Origin of the sequence: Embleya sp. NPDC020886, from assembly GCF_044333915.1 — a bacterium.
Taxonomy (GTDB): domain Bacteria; phylum Actinomycetota; class Actinomycetes; order Streptomycetales; family Streptomycetaceae; genus Embleya.
This window is the reverse complement of record NZ_JBIRRX010000016.1, coordinates 110,470-125,726: the sequence shown is the minus strand read 5'-3', so window position 1 is coordinate 125,726 and position 15,257 is coordinate 110,470. Positions and strand designations below refer to the sequence as shown.

Below are 15,257 nucleotides of genomic sequence, written 5' to 3'. Positions count from 1 at the left end.
CCGGTGGGCTCGGTCGGTGGTGCGATCGTCAACTTTCGATGCGGCCGTGGATACGAAGCAGCCGGAGATGTGACGGAACAGGGGCGAGGGGGCGACGAACGATCGCATCCCGGGGCAATGCGATCAGGCGCCGCAGACATCACCTTCACCGCACCGGCAACAACCGGCACCCGCTCGCGCCGACGGGCAGGTACGTACGCGCCGCCGACCTGCCGGCACACCCGACCGACGCGCGGACGGGCCAAGCCGACGCGGCCGACGCACATGCGTGCCTGGCGTGCAGGCCGCGAAGACGCAGGAGCGCCCGGGCGACCCGGATCACCGAGACCCGACGACGCGCGTCCCACACCCCGCCCGCAACCGCGCCCCGGCCGAGTCCAATTGGACTCACCCGAAGCAACGCCCCGCCTGCCCCGCCCCGGCGGCCATCGCCCCCGTTACGCCGACACGACGCCCCGACCCGCATCCGAGCGGGCCCCCGGGACCGCGCCCGACCCCGCCCCCGATTCGGACCCGACATCCACCCCGGAACCAGAACCAGAACCGGAATCGGCACCGGAATCGGCACCGCCCCCGACCACCCCATCCGTCTCCGCAAGTTCCCGTCGCACCCGAGCCACCTGACGTTCGAGTTCGTCCAGGTAGGCCACCGCCGCCGCCCGGTCCTGCCGAGCCAGCGTGGTCAGCCAACGCCGCGGGATGGTGTCCGCGGCCTTGGCCGTGTAGTCGACCACCCGATCACCCTCGGCCTCCGGCTCGATGCCGAGCGAGTCGAGATAGCTCCGCACCTGCTCGACCGCCGCCGCCGGCGAGAACGCCTCGCCGACCGCCGCCACCGCACCGCGCAGCACCGCCGCCGTCAGCGGTACGGACTCCGCCTCGGCGACCGTGCGGTACACCGTCACCGCTGCCTCGTTCCCGTACCGACCCGCGAGCGGCACCAGTTCGCGGACCTGGGCCTCGTTCACGGCCCTGAGTCCGATCGGACTCAACGCTTCCGCGATCGGCCACGCCTGGATCAACCGGTCCGCGTACCGGCGCTGCATGTCCCAGCGGTCGAGGCAGTAGTCCTCGAAGCTCTCGTAGCGGGTGCGGTACAGCCGAGCGTCCCGAACGATCTGCAACGCCTTGCCGGCCGCCCAGAACGCGACCCGCAACGTCTCGATCGCCGCCTCGCACGCGGCCAGTTGCCGCTGCTCGTCGTCGATCAGTACCGGACTGTCGGACAGCGGCCGAAACGGCGCCGGCAGTTCCTTGGCCATATCGGCGGCGGTCCGCAGCCGACGCGGCTCGGCGGCCGTCCTGGGAGTACGTTGACGGCCCATCAGATCGCCTGCTCGATCGCGAGGGCGAGCTTGTAGAAGTCCTCGCGGGCACGCAACGCCGTACCGCTCTCCTTGTATTGGGTGACCACGAGCCCGCCCTCCGCCGCATGAGCGTGAATCTTGTACTTGCGAATCGGCTCCCGCGCCCGGGGGTAGCCGCGTTCGTCTATCCACGCCTCGACCCGGGCCCGATCGGTCTCCCCGTCGCGCGGATCCCACAGGTTCACCACCGCGATGTACGGGATACCGCGCGGCTTGAGCACCCGCTCGATCGTGTACTCGCTGGGCGACCAGCTCATGAACTCCGGCGTGATCGGGACCACCGCCAGGTCCGCCACTTCGAGCATGTCGCGCAGGGCGTCCGCCGCCGCGCCGTGCCCGAGTGGGTCGGTGGCGAGTTCGGCCTCGGGGTCGGTGTCCATGAAGCCGGGGCTGTCCACGACGATGCGCGCGACCCCCGGGTCGGCCTTCAACTCGGCCAGCATGCCGGGCTTGCCCTTGGTGGACATGTAGTCGAACGGCAGGAGTTCCTCGGGTACCCGATCCGCCCAGTCCTCCATCGACCCCTGTGGGTCGATTCCGCAGGCGACCACGGGTGCGTCGGCGTCCGGGGCGATCGGCCCGGTGGGGGTGAAGTTCTGCCCCTGCACGGCGGCCAGGTTCACCGCGATGGTGCTCTTGCCGACACCACCCTTGCGGTTGATGACGACCACGACTTTGGCTCTGGGCACTGCCGCCGATCTACGGGCAGGGCTCATCTGGGACCTCCGTTGGCTTCCCCATCACGGGTACTCGGACGCCGCCCAGCATGCCAGAGCCCCGACCGGCAACCCCCTTTCGGGACACGCGACACTCCGCGATGTCGACCACATCGGTGATACCGGGCGATCCCGGATGTCCGAGAGCGATCCGACCATTGCTCCCGAACCGGCCGACGACAGCACAGGTCCGTCACCCCGATCGGGGTGTTCCTCGATGCCTGCCGGACGCCGGCCCGGTCGGGTTCAGTCGTACCGGACGTCGGCGACGTCGGCGAAGAAGCGGTCGGCGGCCGCGGCGGCGGACGGCGCCACCCGGTCCATGGACAGGAAGCCGTGGATCATCCCGGGCTCGCGGCGATGCCGGACCCGGACCCCGGCGGCGGCGAGGCGGGCGGCGTACTCGTCGCCCTCGTCGCGCAGCGGGTCGTGTTCGGCGGTGACGACCACGGCCGGCGGCAGGCCCGACAGGTCGGCGGCGAACAGCGGACTGACCGTCGGATCGGCACGACGGGCCACGTCCGGCAGCAAGTTGGCCACGCCCCACGCGACGGCGTCGGTGGTCAGGCCCCAGCCGGCGGCCTTGTCGCGCGTACTCGGCCGGGACAACGTCAGGTCGGTATTGGGGCACGCGAGGAACTGCGCCGCCGGCAACGGGCCGCCCTCGTCGCGCATCCGCAGACAGGTCAACGCCGCCAGATGCCCACCCGAACTGTCCCCCGCCACCGCCGGCGGCCCCGCCGCACCCGACAGTTCACGCGCGTGCTCGGCGGCCCAGCGAAAGGCCGCGGCGGCATCGTCGGGCCCGGCCGGCCAAGGGTGTTCGGGCGCGAGGCGATAGTCGACGGCCAGTACGGCGATCCGCGCGGCGAGGGCAAGCCGACGGCACAGCCGATCGTGCGATTCCAGGCCGCCGATGGTCCACATTCCCCCGTGCAGGAAGACCACCAGCGGAAGCGGATCGAGGGTGGGCCGGTACAGACGAACCGGAATCGGCGACACGGTAACCGCAGGACCCGCCACGAGAAGGTCCCGCACCTCGGCCAACTCGGGCCCGGCCGGCCCGCCCACCACGCGCTGTCGTTGCCGCCGCCGCATCTCGACGGCACCGACTTCCCGCGCACCGGGGCCACCTGCGCGGCGCTCCGCCGCCAGGTAGGCAGCGAGTTCGCCATCCGCGACTGCGCCCACTTCGTCGACACCCATGCTCCCCAGCTTGCCGGCCGCTCCCCTGGCCAACTCCCGTCACGTGCACGCCCCGTGCGATCCGGCCGCCCGCCTGTCCGCCCGTCCGCCCGAGACCACGCCCGCCACGGCATTCGGTCGGGCCCCGAAGTCCCCTCGGAAATGCACGAGTTCCAGCGGAGGACCACGAGCCCAAAGCGGCACAACGAAGGCTTCGACCGCTTCCGAAAGACCCACCTCCGCAGAAATCGCCTGCTCGATCCCCGCGTAGCGCGGCCGCAGGTGGCCAACCACAAGCGACCGCGGCCCCGCCCCGCATCGGCCACCGGGCGCGTGCAACGAGGCCGCCGCGCAGGACGGTTCGGGCCCGGCGTGGCGACGACCTTCGATCCACCATTTCCTGAATTCAGAAATACGTGTACCGTCAGGGTGTGCTGACCGTCGCCCCCGACATCGAGGTGCTGGCCCGTTTCGGCCGCGCGCTCGCCGATCCGATCCGCTGCCGGCTGCTGCTCGCGTTGCGCGAGGCCCCGGCCCACCCCTCCGACCTGGCCGACCGGCTCGGCATCTCCCGAACCCGGTTGTCGAATCACCTGGCCTGCCTGCGCGACTGCGGCCTGGTCGTCGCCGTGCCCGTCGGCCGGCGCTCCCGCTACGAACTCGCCGACGAGCGCCTCGGCCACGCTCTGGACGATCTGCGCACCGCGGTGCTCGCCGTCGCGGCGGACAAGACCTGCCCGGACACCGCGACGAAGGGCTGCTGCGGATGACCGTGACGTCCCTGAGCCCCGGCCCGGCCCGCCGGGACGTATTGGCGCGCCGGATCCGGTTGCTGGTCGCGGCGACCATCACCTACAACGTCGTCGAGGCGGTCGTCGCGATCACCGCCGGGACGGTGGCCTCCTCGACCGCGCTGGTCGGGTTCGGCGTGGACTCGGTCATCGAGGTCTCCTCCGCTGCGGCGGTCGCCTGGCAGTTCTCCGCCCACGAGCACGCCGTGCGCGAGGCGCGGGAGAAGACGACGCTGCGAATCGTCGCGCTCTCCTTCTTCGCGCTCGCCGCCTACGTGGGCGTGGACGCGGTGCGCACCCTGACCGGCGCCGCCGAGGCCGACCGCTCGATCCCCGGCATCGTGATCGCCGCGCTGTCACTCGCGATCATGCCGTTCCTGTCCGCGGCGCAGCGCCGGGCCGGACGGGAACTCGGCTCCGCCGGCGCGGTCGCCGACTCCAAGCAGACCCTGCTGTGCACCTACCTCTCCGCCGTGCTCCTGGTCGGCCTGATCCTCAACGCCACCCTCGGCTGGTCCTGGGCCGACCCGATCGCCGCCCTGGTCATCGCGGTGGTCGCCGTGAAGGAAGGCCGCGACGCCTGGCAGGGCAAAGGCTGCTGCGCGCCTTCGGCCACCGGGGTTGCCTCTCCCGCAGCAGCCGTCGCAGCCGAGACGGACGCGTGCGGCTGCCGTCCCGACTGCGACTGTTGCGCCTGAGATCGATGGCACCCCTGCCGTGGATGCACGGTCGACCACGACGGCGACGCGGGACTCCGGCGCCGCCTGCGCGGGCAGTTGCGCCCCGCCGCCGGCGACGCCGCGAACGCACTTGACCACAAGGCGACTTCGGACCGACCGACGGTCGCCGTCACCTCGGCGCGGGCCCGGCACCGTGCCGGTAGGCGTCGGCCGGCATCAGGGAACAGGGACAGGTTCGGGGTCAAGCCGACCTCCTGGGTGGCCACGGGTCGGGTTGCCTCGAAGCGCCGGATGATCACGAAGCCGCCCCGGGCCTCCGCGTGGCTGATCCGCGCCCAGGGCACCACACCCTGCTTGCCGTGGACGCCGGCGGCGGAAATGGTGATCCGGCCGAAGGCGAGCGTCTTGCCGGCGCCGAGCGTCGCCCGGGCGGCGGGCAGGAGGGCTCGGGCCACGTGTTCGTCGATCAGCGGGCCGAGCGCGGCGTACCGTTGCACCGGCTCGACGGGGGTGTTCGGGTTGCCTCCTTGGCGCGGGTCCCAATACACGCCGGCGGCTTTCAGGCGGACGCCGTCGGTACGGACCACCTCCCACGTGAAGACGGTGCCGTCATAACGATTGTGGTCGAGCATCGTGGTGACGAGCACAAGGCACTCGACGACGTTGTCCCAGCGGAAGACGGCGGGCTCCGGGCCCGCGTCGTCACGGACGAGACCTTCCTCGAACAGATGGACCCGGTAGCCCGCGCCGCGGATCCCCAAGCAGGACCGCTGCACCACGAATGTGTCCTTCGGCCGGCCGAGCCGGTGACGGCTCGCTGCCGATGCCACTGCGGACGAGATGTCGGTGCCCTTGCTGATGATTTCGGCCACGGGTGCATCCTGCAAGGTCGCGCCACCCGCGGAACAGGGTCCGCACTCCGTGACAACCCGACGAAGGCCGCCCGAGCGGGCGTCGCGAACTCGAATCAGGCCGCAACCCGGCGGGCCGGCAGGTCGAGCAGCCCGCGTCGCCGCCCCGGCAGGCCGGGCGCCGGCATCCGCAGGGCGTGACCATCTCGCGCGCGTTGTGGGGGATTTGCGGGAGGGGTCGGCTAGCGTGCGGGGTCATGACGTATGACACCGACTCGCGGGTCGACGACTACATCGAGGGTCTTCCCGGCTGGCAGCAGGCCGTCTGTCGGGAGGTGCGGGATCTCGTGCACGGCGCGGATCCGGAGGTGGTGGAGACCATCAAGCGCACCGTGCGGCCGTACTTCGTGCTTCAGGGCAACATCTGTGCGCTGTTGGCGGCCAAGGACCATGTCAACGTGTTCCTCTACGACGGGGCGATCGTCCCGGATCCCGAGGGGATCATCACCGGTGGGCACGACAACAAGACCGCTCGCACCGTGGCGGTGCGCGAGGGCGAAAGCATCAACGCGCCGGCCCTCACGGCGATGTTCAAGCAGATCATCGCGAACAACCGGGCCGGTGGGTGGCGAAAGCTGAAGCACTGACGGCCGGTGGACACCGACAACGACCCGCTCACCTTCCGCGCGAGCCGAACGTCAGGCCGGTGGCACGGTGAGTTTGGCGGCCACCGCGTCGAGGACCCAGTCCAGGCCGGTCACGAACGATGCCTCCGCGTCCACATCCGTGCCGTCGTACACGGCCTTGGCCAACGCCGGGAAGCGGCCCGTGGCCAACATCCTGGTGAGATGTGGGCCGAAGGCGCGTTGCCAGTCGTGCTTGGACAACCCCGTGGCGCGCTCGGCTCGCAGGTTGGCGACCTCGCGCCTGATCGCGCCGGTGTAGTAGGCGCCGACCGTCTCCACGGCGCGCATGACGGTGTCGACATCGGCGAGGCCGTCGAGGGCGGCCAGCGTGGCCTCGGCCACGGCGAGGCCGTTCGGGCCCAGGGTCGGGCGACCGCCGAGCAGGTCGGCCAGCCATTCGTGCCGGAGAGCGGCCTGCCTGGTGCGGTGGGCGAGGACGCGCAGCGCCTCCCGCCAGTCGCCGGGTTGTTCCTCGGGGAGGATCTCGGCGTGGACCTCGTCCAGCATGAGGTCGAACAGTTCCTCCTTGGTGGAGATGTATCCGTACAGCCGCATCGGGCCGGCGTCCAGCCGCGCGGCGACCTTGCGCAACGACACCGCGTCCAGCCCGCCCTCGTCGGCCAGCGCGACGGCGGCGGCGACGATCCGCTCCCGGTCGAGCGGTACGGGGCGAATCGGCGGCTCCGGCCGGTCCCACACAGTCATGGCCATACCGTACCGATGCAAGGCACCGTACCGATGCAGGACACCGTATCGATCCGACGCACCGCACTGTTGCGATGCAACGTATCGTGGAAATACAGTGTATCGACATGAGACACCGAATCGCCGTAGTCGGAAGCGGCCCCGCCGGCCTCACCTTCGCCCGCGTGCTGCATCGCCATGGTCATCCCGTCACCATCCTCGAACGCGACCCCACCCCCGACGCCCGCCCCCCGGGCGGCACGCTGGACCTGCACAAAGGACTGGGCCGACTCGCGCTGGACAAGGCGGGGCTGTCGGCGGAGTTCGACGTGCTGTCCCGTCCCGAGGGGCAGGCCATGCGCATCCTGGACACCGCCGGAGCCGTCCTGCGCGACTGGCCACCGGGTCCGGACGACCGGGCCAATCCCGAGATCGACCGCGGGCAACTCCGCGACCTGTTGCTCGGCCCGCTCGACGTGCGGTGGGGGCAGGGCGTGACCCGGGTGGTGCCGGGGACCGAGGACGGCGTATCGGTGCATTTCGCGGACGGCCGACAGGAGACGTTCGACCTCGTGGTCGGCGCGGACGGCGCCTGGTCCCGGGTCCGCCCGGCACTCTCGTCGGTGAAGCCGCACTACACCGGCGTCACCTTCGTCGAGACCTCCCTGGACGACGTCGACACCCGCCATCCCGACCTCGCCCGGTTGGTCGGCGACGGTTCCGTGGCCGTGTACGGCGTGAACCGAGCCCTCGTCGCCCAGCGCAACAGCGGCGGCCACGTCAGGGTGTACGCCCAGTTCCGCGCGCCGCTGGACTGGCACGCGAACCTGGACCTGTCCGACGCCGAGGCCGTGCGATCGAGTCTGCTGGCCCGATTCGACGGCTGGGCCGCTCCCGTCCTCGAACTCCTCCACCGCGGCGGCACTTTCGTGCACCGCCCCCTCTACGTCCTGCCCGTGTCGCACACCTGGACCCACGTCCGCGGGGTGACGCTCCTGGGCGACGCCGCGCATCTGATGCCCCCGCTGGGGGCGGGCGCGAACCTCGCGATGTTGGAGGGCGCCGAACTCGCCGAGGCCATCACCACCTGCCAGGGAGATCCGGACGAGGCCGTCCGCGCCTTCGAGGAACAGATGTGGGCACGGGCCGGCAAGTGGGCGGAGATCACCACGGCCGGGCTGGACCGCCTCGTGAGCCCGGACCCCGCCGACGCCCTGGCCCTCTTCGACCAAGTCCAGCCGTCCTGACGGCCGAACGGCACGAGAGGGTCGGCGCAAAGTTCTCGGGGGCGCGGCCGGGGTGACAAGGATTCCAGCCGAATATGTGCACGGCGGAAGATAGGACTGCCGACGGGAGGGCATTCCGAATCTTTACCAACCCGTGAGTTGTCCATTGCGGAAGTAAAGACTCCGTCGGCGAACGGCCCATCTTCCCTGCAACGGCACGGAATTCGCGCTCTCGGCGGCGAAAAATCCGTCGCCCCGGTGTTCGGAAAAGCACGAGCGCAGTCGAGCGGGACGCGCATCCGGGTGGTTGTTCACCAATTCGGAGCAGATCCAACCAGGAGGGTGTGTCGTTACCCGGGCGTGACTCCCCGCGCATCCACCTCCGCCGTGGCTCCTCCCACGCTCGCCCAACGCGCCTTCCCCATGGGGGATTGGGTCCTCACCCCTCGCGCGGCAACGTTCCGCAAACGGTCCCCGCACGCGTTCATCGAGCGTGCGGGGCAGCGCGTCCCGCTTCGTCATTGCTCCGCCGACATGGAGCAGTTCGCCCTGACGATGGTGTTGATCGCCGCCGAGTACTCGCGCCGCCTCGACGACGTCCTGGACGAGCCACAGTCCTGAATTTCAGGACCACCGTCGACAATTTAAATGTTTTATTCGGCATCCGAAATGTTGTATTCGGCATCCCAAGACCCCCTATCACATGAATGAATCAAGCATATGTATCAAGGTTATGGATACGACCCGTATCTCCCGCCCGCCAGGCAATTCCCCCCGGGCGCCGCACCGCCTCCCGACGTGGCGGAGTGGCCGACGGCGAACACGGCGGTGTCACCGGACGGGCTTTCCCCGTCGTTCGCGGTGGTGGGCGATCCGGCGTTCGAGGCCGACCTCGCCCGACTCCTGGCCGGCCCGATCGACGACGCCCCCACCACCGTCGAACTGCCGACCCCGATCCGGGGACCGAGCAGTCATCGCCGGCGCCCCCCGGAGACCGCCCTCCCGATCACCGGCGCTCGGCGACTGGACCGGCTCAGCCGCTCCATGGTGGTGGTCAGCGTCGTGTTGGTCGCCACGATCAGCGTGCTCGCCGCGTTGATCACCCTGGCACCGATGCGGCACACCGCCGACACGCCCGCCGGCCCGGCCCGCTGGTGGCCCGTCCTGGTCCAGGGGCCGTGGGTGGTGGCCTCGCTGTCGATTCTGCGTTCCAGCCTGCACCGTCGCCGGGCACTGCACTCGTGGATCGTGGTCGTCGCCTTCGCCGGCCTGTCCATGGCGCTGTCCCTCACCCACGCCCCCATGACCCTCCAGGGCATCGTCGTCGCCATCCTTCCCGCGGTGGCGACCACGGCCTGCCTGCACCAACTCGTACGCCAGATCACCTTGACCCGACCACCGCGACGATCCGTCCCCGGCCAGGGCCGCAACCCCCCGCTCTGAGCCATGCCCGTCCGCGCGAGCCACCGGATCCGCACGCGGCGACGTCGCTCCGGATCCCAGGCGGGCACCACCCGAACGCGAGAGGTTGCAGCCGGGGCGATCAGCGGCGCCGCAGGGACGGGTCGAGGAGTGCGGGCGGGGTGTCGTTCTTCTCGTGTGCGGCGAGGTCGGTGCCCGGGGCGACGATCGCGTCGATCGCGTCGAGTACGTCGGCCGAGAGCGTGGTGTCGGCGGCGGCAAGCTGCGCGTGCAGGTGGGCCGGGGTACGGGGGCCGATGAGCGCGCTGGTCACACCGGGGTGCGCGGTCACGAAGCCGAGCGCGAGCTGAATCATCGTCAGGCCGGCCTCGGCGGCGACGCCGGCCAGTTGCTCGACGGCGTCGAGCCGGGCCCGGTTGGCGGGGATGGTGAGGTCGAAGCGCTGCGGCATGAACGTCGAGCGGCTGGTGGTGATCTCACTGCCCGCGCGGATCGAGCCCGACAGCCAGCCCGAGGCCAGTGGGCTCCAGGCCAGCACGCCGAGCCCGTACTCTTCAGTCACCGGCAGCACGTGGGCCTCGATACCGCGCTGCAGGATCGAGTAGCTGGGCTGTTCGACGACGTACCGACTCAGGTGGTGCTCGCGGGCGGCCCACTGGGCCTGCACGATGCGGTGGGCCGGGAAGGTCGAGGAACCGAAGTAGCGGATCTTTCCCGCGCGCTGCAGGTCGGTCAACGCCGACAGGGTCTCCTCGTCGTCGGTGTTCGGGTCCCACCGGTGCATTTGGTAGAGGTCGACGTGGTCGACGCCGAGCCGACGCAGGCTGTCCTCCAGCGCGGTGATCAGCCAGCGACGCGAGCCGCCTCGGCGATTGCGCTCGTCGCCCATCGGCATGGTCGCCTTGGTGGCGAGCACGATGTCGTCGCGGCGGCCCGCGATGGCCTTGCCGACCATCTCCTCCGACTCGCCGCCGCTGTACACGTCGGCGGTGTCGATCAGGTTGATCCCCGCTTCCAGGGCGGCGTCGACGATGGCGGTCGTCTCGTCCTGGGTGGTGCGCCCGATCCTGCCGAAGTTCATCGCGCCGAGCGCGAGGCTGCCGACCTGCACGCCGGTGCGGCCCAAGGTGCGGTACTGCATGACCGTGTCTCCTCATTGCGAGTGAAGCGTGGTGCGGTGCATGGCTTGCCTGCCGGTCCCGTCTCGGCAGCATCACCAAAACGGAACCGCATTCCGAAACCATACGGAACATGGTTCCGTTTCCGCAAGCGACGCGTGGGCGCACGGCGCGGCGAACGACGGCGACGGCCCGGGACGGTCGGCCCCGGCCGGGCGAGGAACACCCGAGGCCGCGCCACGGTCACCCGCCGGGCAGCGGCTCCGCGCGACCGCGGATCGTTACGCCGCACCCCTGACGATCGGCAGGCCGAAGGACGGGAACAGGTCCGCTCGGTGGAAGGCGAGGACGGCCGAGATGCCCGCCTTGGTCACCGTCGGCACCTGGATCGCGTGTGCGTGGAACGCGTCGTCCCGTCCGTGGACGTACATCGCGAACGCGAGCTGCCCGTTCGCCGACGTCTCGACCAGGATCCGCTGTCCCGGACCCGGCCGCAGCTTCGCCGCGAGCAGCCGCAATACGCTCGCGCGACCGTCGAACCAGGTCGGAATCGGCGGCATCTCCCAGCGGGTGTCCTGGGTCAGCAAACTCTCCAGGGCCGCCATGTCGGCCTGCTCGAAGGCTTGCGCATACCGATCGAGGAGCGCGCGGCGTGCCGGTTCGTCCGGTTCGGCGAACTGGTCCTCCTCCGGGGCGAGTCGGGCGAGTTCCGCACGGGCGCGCTGGAGCGAGCTGTTCACCGCCGCCGTCGTCGTGCCGAGCAGATTCGCCACCTCCGACGCCCGCCACGACACGACGTCGCGCAGAATCAACACCGCGCGCCGGCGTGGCGGCAGGTGCTGCAACGCGGCGATCATCGCCAACCGGAGGCTCTGCCGAGTCTCCACGACCAGGGCCGGATCGGCGTTCGAGAGGAGATCCGGGAACGGCTCCAACCAGGTCACCTCCGCGGCCGGCGACTCCAGGTCGTCGGGGTCGGTACCGGGCGCGCCCAGCGCCGACGGCACCATCCGGCGGCTGCTGTGCTTCAGCGCGTTCAGGCAGACCCGGGTGGCGATCCGGTACAGCCAGGTCTTGATCGACGAGCGTTGCTCGAACTCCGCGAACCCTCGCCAGGCCCGCAGGTACGTCTCCTGTACCGCGTCCTCCGCGTCGTGCCGCGATGCCAGCATGCGGTAGCAGTGCGCGATCAACTCGCCCCGATGTCGCGCGAATTCGTCTTCCAGGTTCATACCGCCTCCTCGACCGACTCCCGGCGGGGCGCCGAACCGGCCGGACCCGCCGGGCCGGGGGTGCGCCGAGCCCCGATGCCGAGTCCGGCGAGTGCGCCGAGCAGCGACAGTACGCCGCACCCGGCCAGGGCCCGGGCGAACGCCGAGGTCGGCGACGCGTAGCCCCCGGCGTCGGCGAACACGGTGGCCAGGGCGGCGACTCCGACGACACCGCCGAGTTGGCGCATCATGCCGTAGATGCCGGAGGCGATGCCGACGGCTTCGCGGGGCAGTGCTCCGACACCGGCGCTCTGCGTCGCCGGCATCGCCATCGAGACACCGCAGCCGGCCACGATCAGCGCAGGCAACAGTTCGACGTAGCGGACCGAGGCGTCGGTGACCAGGCTGATCCAGAACATGCCGACGGCTTGCAGAACCAGTCCGGCCACCACGAGCGGGCGTTCGCCGATCCGGTCCACCAGGCGGCCGGATATCGGTGCCGTCAGGAAGAGGGTGGCGGTCCAGGGCAACAGTTGCAGGCCGGCCTCCATCGGTCCGGAACCGAAGAGGGTCTGCATGTACTGGGCGAGGAAGAAGACCGCGCCGAAGAGTGCGGCGGTGAGGAAGAAGCCGGCCGCGTTGCCGGCCGAGAACGCCCGGGTACGGAAATAGGACAGCGGCACCATCGGCTGTGGCGCACGCCGCTCCCAGGCCACGAACGCCGCGAGCAGCAGCGCGCCCAGGACGAACGAGCCGAGCACCTCGACGCCGGCCCAGCCGGCCGCTCGGCCGCGAACCACGCCCCAGACGATGCCGAGGACGGCCGACGAGATCAGGACGGCGCCGCGGACGTCCACTCGGCGGGCCGGCCCTCGGCTCTCCGGGATCCTGCGGAGCACGAGCGGGATGGCGAGCGCGCCGACCGGCACGTTGATCCAGAAGATCCACTGCCAGGCCAGGCCCTCCGTCACGGCGCCGCCGACCATCGGGCCGCTGAGTACGGCCAGGCCGGTCAGGCCGCTGAAGATGCCGATCGCCCAGCCGCGACGCTCGGGCGGGAAGGCGGCGCCGAGCAGACCCATCGCCAGGGGCATCACGACGGCGGCCCCGATGCCCTGGAGGACACGGGCCGCGATCAGCCACGACACCGAGGTCGCCGGCGCACACGCGATCGAGGCGACGGAGAAGATGGCGAGGCCGGTCGCGAACATCCGACGCCGACCCCACCGGTCACCGATCGCCGCCGCGACCGGCAACAACATCGCGAAGGTGAGGCTGTAGGCGTTCACCGTCCATTCCAACTCCTCGATCGAGGCGCCGAGATCCTGCCTGATGGTGGTCAGTGCCGCCGCGACCACCAGCGCGTCGAGTGCCACCATCACCGAGCCGATCGCGGTCAGGCCCAGCACCCAGCGCTGCTCGACGGTCGTGCGTTCCCTGCTGCTCACGAAGGTCCCTCCAGAAGTCCGCTCTCATCGGTACCGACAACTGCGGAGGGGCGAAGTAATCGTGGTGGGCGTGGTGGGCGTGGTGGGCGTGACACTCGTGGCACTCGTTGCGATGAGTTCGCGGGTTTCGCGTTGTCGAAGTCGGTGACAGCGAAATCGAGCGAGGAGAGCCCGAACCCATGACCACAGCAGTCATCCGCTACCGGACCAGGCCCGAGGCCGCCGAGGAGAACCAGCGCCTGGTCGAGAACGTCTTCGCCGAACTGGAGAGCACGGCGCCGCCCGGCCTGCGGTACAGCAGCTTCCGGCTGACCGACGGCGTCACCTTCGTCCACGTCGTCGACGGCGAGGGCCTCGCGGAGTTGCCCGCGTTCCGCGAGTTCCAACGCGACCTCGGCACCCGCCTGGCCGCCGACCTCGTCCGCGACGATGCGACCCTGCTGGGTTCGTACGCGACGGCGACGGCGACGACCGCGCAGGGCTGACAAAGCAGCCGTGGCATCGCCCGTGCGCGCCGGGGGACGGCGGATCTCCGGCGCGCACGAACGGCTCCGCCGCCCATCCCGCCGGGTCGGCGGCGGCGCCGGGCCATGCCCTCGGACAGCGGGCTATCGTCGGCAACACGCGGTGGGCAACCGGCGGTCGGCCGGAAGTGGTGACCCCGTCCCGGCTGTTCGATGCGCCGTCGAGGGCTGTGCGGGCTCCCGGTCGTCTCCAGCCGGCCGCCGAATCGAAAGGGTGGGGTCGTGGGCATGATCGAGCGGCTGTGGACGGCCGGCGAGATACCTCTGTGGGACGGGCTGTACCGGCCGGACGACACCGGCCTGGAACTCCATGTGGACGGCCCCGGGGCCTACCACCCGGATGCCGGGCAGCCGATCCCCTTCCGCCTCGGAGACCCGCTCGACGTGGCCCGGGCCATCGAGGAGGGCGGCACCAACGAGGTGGACACCTACTTCGAGAGCGCGCTGCCGGACGGGTCGGGTCGGCTGTCCGGCGGCGGCGCCGGAATGGGCAACATCGGCTACCTCGCCCGTCTCGACGCCGACCGCCGCCTGCGGTGGGTCGCCTCCATGTTCTGCTCCAACCCGTTCACGGGAGTGCGCTACGAAGGAGCAAGCGCCGTCTTCACCAACGACTGGAGAAACCTCCTGACCCTCGACCTCACCGACCCCGCTCTCACCTGACCCCGGTGGACCCCGAAGCACGGCGGCGACCCTCCCCGAGGAGATCGGCATACCGCCTTCCCGATGCCGTTGGCGAGCCGTCGAGGTGGCCGGCTCGGCGGGGTCAGGGGTAGAGGCCGGCTCGGAAGGCGAACGAGACGAGTTGTGCTCGATCACGTGCGCCGACCTTCGTCATGGCCCGCACCGCATGCGTCTTTGGGCTGGGTCGCGGGTGTGGTGGGCGGGGTGGGGGGCTTTCGGCGATGCAGCGCTGCTTTTTGTTGGGCGCCTTCGGCGCCGGCTCGCGAGGCACCACTTTTTTGTTCCGTCGCGGGCTCCTCCACAAAAAAGTGGCCCCTCGCTCGTGACTTCGTGTCCCTTCGCTTCGCTACGGGTCACGAAGTCTTTGTTTTGCGGCTCCGCCGCTCTCCGCGCTGCGCGCGTCGATCGCGCGGCTTGCCTGTCTCGGGGGCGCTGACGCGCCGGGGGTGGGTGTTCGGGGGGCCTGTGTCGGGTGTTGGGGTGTGGGGGCAGTCGGCTTCGGTCGGTTCAGGGTGGTGGGGAGCGGGTGGGGCACCGCTTCGGGGAGGTTTTGCGGGCCTCGGCGTTTGTCGCTTTGTGGGGAGTGCGTCGTGTAGGGCGCGGCACGAGTCGGTCGCGGCGCCCGGTTGGTGGGGCGGGGCCGCGACCTCGATGTTGTGCGAAC

15 protein-coding genes and 2 pseudogenes are annotated in these 15,257 nt (G+C 70.7%); 8 read left to right on the top strand and 9 right to left on the bottom strand.

Going from position 1 to position 15,257, the window contains the following annotated elements; genetic code table 11:
• Positions 1–437: 437 nt before the first annotated feature.
• The 3 genes from ACH4U8_RS38055 to ACH4U8_RS38045 all read right to left on the bottom strand — a co-directional run bounded on the left by ACH4U8_RS38055 (position 438) and on the right by ACH4U8_RS38045 (position 3,289).
• Positions 438–1,325 (bottom strand): hypothetical protein, encoded by an 888-nt coding sequence (locus ACH4U8_RS38055; protein WP_360322735.1) that lies wholly within the window; start codon positions 1,323–1,325, stop codon positions 438–440.
• A complete protein-coding gene (locus ACH4U8_RS38050) occupies positions 1,325–2,056 on the bottom strand; it encodes a ParA family protein (RefSeq protein ID WP_395782741.1) in 732 nt (243 codons plus the stop codon). Before ACH4U8_RS38050 ends, ACH4U8_RS38055 begins: the two co-directional genes overlap by 1 nt.
• Positions 2,057–2,329: 273 nt before the next feature.
• A complete protein-coding gene (locus ACH4U8_RS38045; protein ID WP_395782740.1) occupies positions 2,330–3,289 on the bottom strand; it encodes an alpha/beta hydrolase in 960 nt (319 codons plus the stop codon).
• Positions 3,290–3,699: 410 nt separating this feature from the next.
• Between ACH4U8_RS38045 and ACH4U8_RS38040 the strand changes: the two genes are divergently transcribed.
• Positions 3,700–4,038, top strand: coding sequence for a metalloregulator ArsR/SmtB family transcription factor (locus ACH4U8_RS38040; RefSeq protein WP_360322740.1), 339 nt, complete (start codon positions 3,700–3,702; stop codon positions 4,036–4,038).
• Positions 4,035–4,757 carry a cation transporter gene (locus ACH4U8_RS38035; RefSeq protein ID WP_360322742.1) on the top strand — a complete coding sequence of 241 codons (723 nt, stop codon included), beginning with the start codon at positions 4,035–4,037 and terminating at the stop codon, positions 4,755–4,757. The genes ACH4U8_RS38040 and ACH4U8_RS38035 overlap by 4 nt, the downstream gene beginning before the upstream one ends.
• Positions 4,758–5,023: 266 nt before the next feature.
• Here ACH4U8_RS38035 and ACH4U8_RS38030 read toward each other — a convergent pair.
• Positions 5,024–5,371: pseudogene (locus tag ACH4U8_RS38030) on the bottom strand (DUF6585 family protein); the annotation flags it as partial.
• A gap of 476 nt (positions 5,372–5,847) precedes the next feature.
• Here ACH4U8_RS38030 and ACH4U8_RS38025 point away from each other — a divergent pair.
• Complete coding sequence (locus tag ACH4U8_RS38025) at positions 5,848–6,237, top strand: DUF1801 domain-containing protein (protein ID WP_360322746.1); 390 nt, start codon at positions 5,848–5,850, stop codon at positions 6,235–6,237.
• Between the two features lie 51 nt (positions 6,238–6,288).
• Here the strand turns inward: ACH4U8_RS38025 and ACH4U8_RS38020 are convergent, their stop codons facing one another.
• Complete coding sequence (locus ACH4U8_RS38020; RefSeq protein ID WP_360322748.1) at positions 6,289–6,981, bottom strand: TetR/AcrR family transcriptional regulator C-terminal domain-containing protein; 693 nt, start codon at positions 6,979–6,981, stop codon at positions 6,289–6,291.
• Positions 6,982–7,088: 107 nt separating this feature from the next.
• Between ACH4U8_RS38020 and ACH4U8_RS38015 the strand changes: the two genes are divergently transcribed.
• From ACH4U8_RS38015 to ACH4U8_RS38005, 3 genes are all read left to right on the top strand, one after another.
• Entirely contained in the window at positions 7,089–8,207 is a 1,119-nt protein-coding gene (locus ACH4U8_RS38015; protein ID WP_395782739.1) for an FAD-dependent oxidoreductase, read from the top strand.
• A 366-nt stretch (positions 8,208–8,573) separates the two neighbouring features.
• Positions 8,574–8,807: a hypothetical protein gene (locus tag ACH4U8_RS38010; protein WP_360322752.1), complete on the top strand. Its 234-nt coding sequence runs from the start codon at positions 8,574–8,576 to the stop codon at positions 8,805–8,807.
• Positions 8,808–8,984: 177 nt separating this feature from the next.
• On the top strand, positions 8,985–9,629 hold the full coding sequence (locus tag ACH4U8_RS38005; protein ID WP_395782738.1) for a DUF2637 domain-containing protein: 645 nt from the start codon (positions 8,985–8,987) through the stop codon (positions 9,627–9,629).
• 100 nt (positions 9,630–9,729) lie between these two features.
• Here ACH4U8_RS38005 and ACH4U8_RS38000 read toward each other — a convergent pair whose 3' ends face one another.
• The 3 genes from ACH4U8_RS38000 to ACH4U8_RS37990 form a co-directional block, all read right to left on the bottom strand.
• Entirely contained in the window at positions 9,730–10,749 is a 1,020-nt protein-coding gene (locus tag ACH4U8_RS38000; RefSeq protein WP_379991181.1) for an aldo/keto reductase, read from the bottom strand.
• A 258-nt stretch (positions 10,750–11,007) separates the two neighbouring features.
• Complete coding sequence (locus ACH4U8_RS37995) at positions 11,008–11,958, bottom strand: sigma-70 family RNA polymerase sigma factor (RefSeq protein WP_395782737.1); 951 nt, start codon at positions 11,956–11,958, stop codon at positions 11,008–11,010.
• Positions 11,955–13,385, bottom strand: a complete 1,431-nt coding sequence (locus tag ACH4U8_RS37990) for a DHA2 family efflux MFS transporter permease subunit (RefSeq protein ID WP_395782736.1) — start codon at positions 13,383–13,385, stop codon at positions 11,955–11,957. Before ACH4U8_RS37990 ends, ACH4U8_RS37995 begins: the two co-directional genes overlap by 4 nt.
• A gap of 179 nt (positions 13,386–13,564) precedes the next feature.
• On the opposite strand from ACH4U8_RS37990, the gene ACH4U8_RS37985 reads away from it, so the two are divergent.
• Together ACH4U8_RS37985 and ACH4U8_RS37980 are read left to right on the top strand one after the other, a co-directional pair.
• Complete coding sequence (locus ACH4U8_RS37985) at positions 13,565–13,870, top strand: hypothetical protein (RefSeq protein ID WP_395782735.1); 306 nt, start codon at positions 13,565–13,567, stop codon at positions 13,868–13,870.
• 267 nt (positions 13,871–14,137) lie between these two features.
• Positions 14,138–14,572: a hypothetical protein gene (locus tag ACH4U8_RS37980; RefSeq protein WP_360322766.1), complete on the top strand. Its 435-nt coding sequence runs from the start codon at positions 14,138–14,140 to the stop codon at positions 14,570–14,572.
• A 103-nt stretch (positions 14,573–14,675) separates the two neighbouring features.
• On the opposite strand, the pseudogene ACH4U8_RS37975 reads toward ACH4U8_RS37980, so the two are convergent.
• Positions 14,676–14,768: pseudogene (locus tag ACH4U8_RS37975) on the bottom strand (DNA-binding response regulator); the annotation flags it as partial.
• Positions 14,769–15,257: the final 489 nt, after the last annotated feature.

Bases quoted from the DNA above. Each gene is read 5' to 3' on its own strand.
- ACH4U8_RS38055 (WP_360322735.1), bottom strand. From the start codon at position 1,325: ATGGGCCGTCAACGTACTCCCAGGACGGCCGCCGAGCCGCGTCGGCTG.
- ACH4U8_RS38045 (WP_395782740.1), bottom strand. From the start codon at position 3,289: ATGGGTGTCGACGAAGTGGGCGCAGTCGCGGATGGCGAACTCGCTGCC.
- ACH4U8_RS38035 (WP_360322742.1), top strand. From the start codon at position 4,035: ATGACCGTGACGTCCCTGAGCCCCGGCCCGGCCCGCCGGGACGTATTG.
- ACH4U8_RS38025 (WP_360322746.1), top strand. From the start codon at position 5,848: ATGACGTATGACACCGACTCGCGGGTCGACGACTACATCGAGGGTCTT.
- ACH4U8_RS38020 (WP_360322748.1), bottom strand. From the start codon at position 6,981: ATGACTGTGTGGGACCGGCCGGAGCCGCCGATTCGCCCCGTACCGCTC.
- ACH4U8_RS38015 (WP_395782739.1), top strand. From the start codon at position 7,089: ATGAGACACCGAATCGCCGTAGTCGGAAGCGGCCCCGCCGGCCTCACC.
- ACH4U8_RS38000 (WP_379991181.1), bottom strand. From the start codon at position 10,749: ATGCAGTACCGCACCTTGGGCCGCACCGGCGTGCAGGTCGGCAGCCTC.
- ACH4U8_RS37995 (WP_395782737.1), bottom strand. From the start codon at position 11,958: ATGAACCTGGAAGACGAATTCGCGCGACATCGGGGCGAGTTGATCGCG.
- ACH4U8_RS37985 (WP_395782735.1), top strand. From the start codon at position 13,565: ATGACCACAGCAGTCATCCGCTACCGGACCAGGCCCGAGGCCGCCGAG.
- ACH4U8_RS37980 (WP_360322766.1), top strand. From the start codon at position 14,138: ATGATCGAGCGGCTGTGGACGGCCGGCGAGATACCTCTGTGGGACGGG.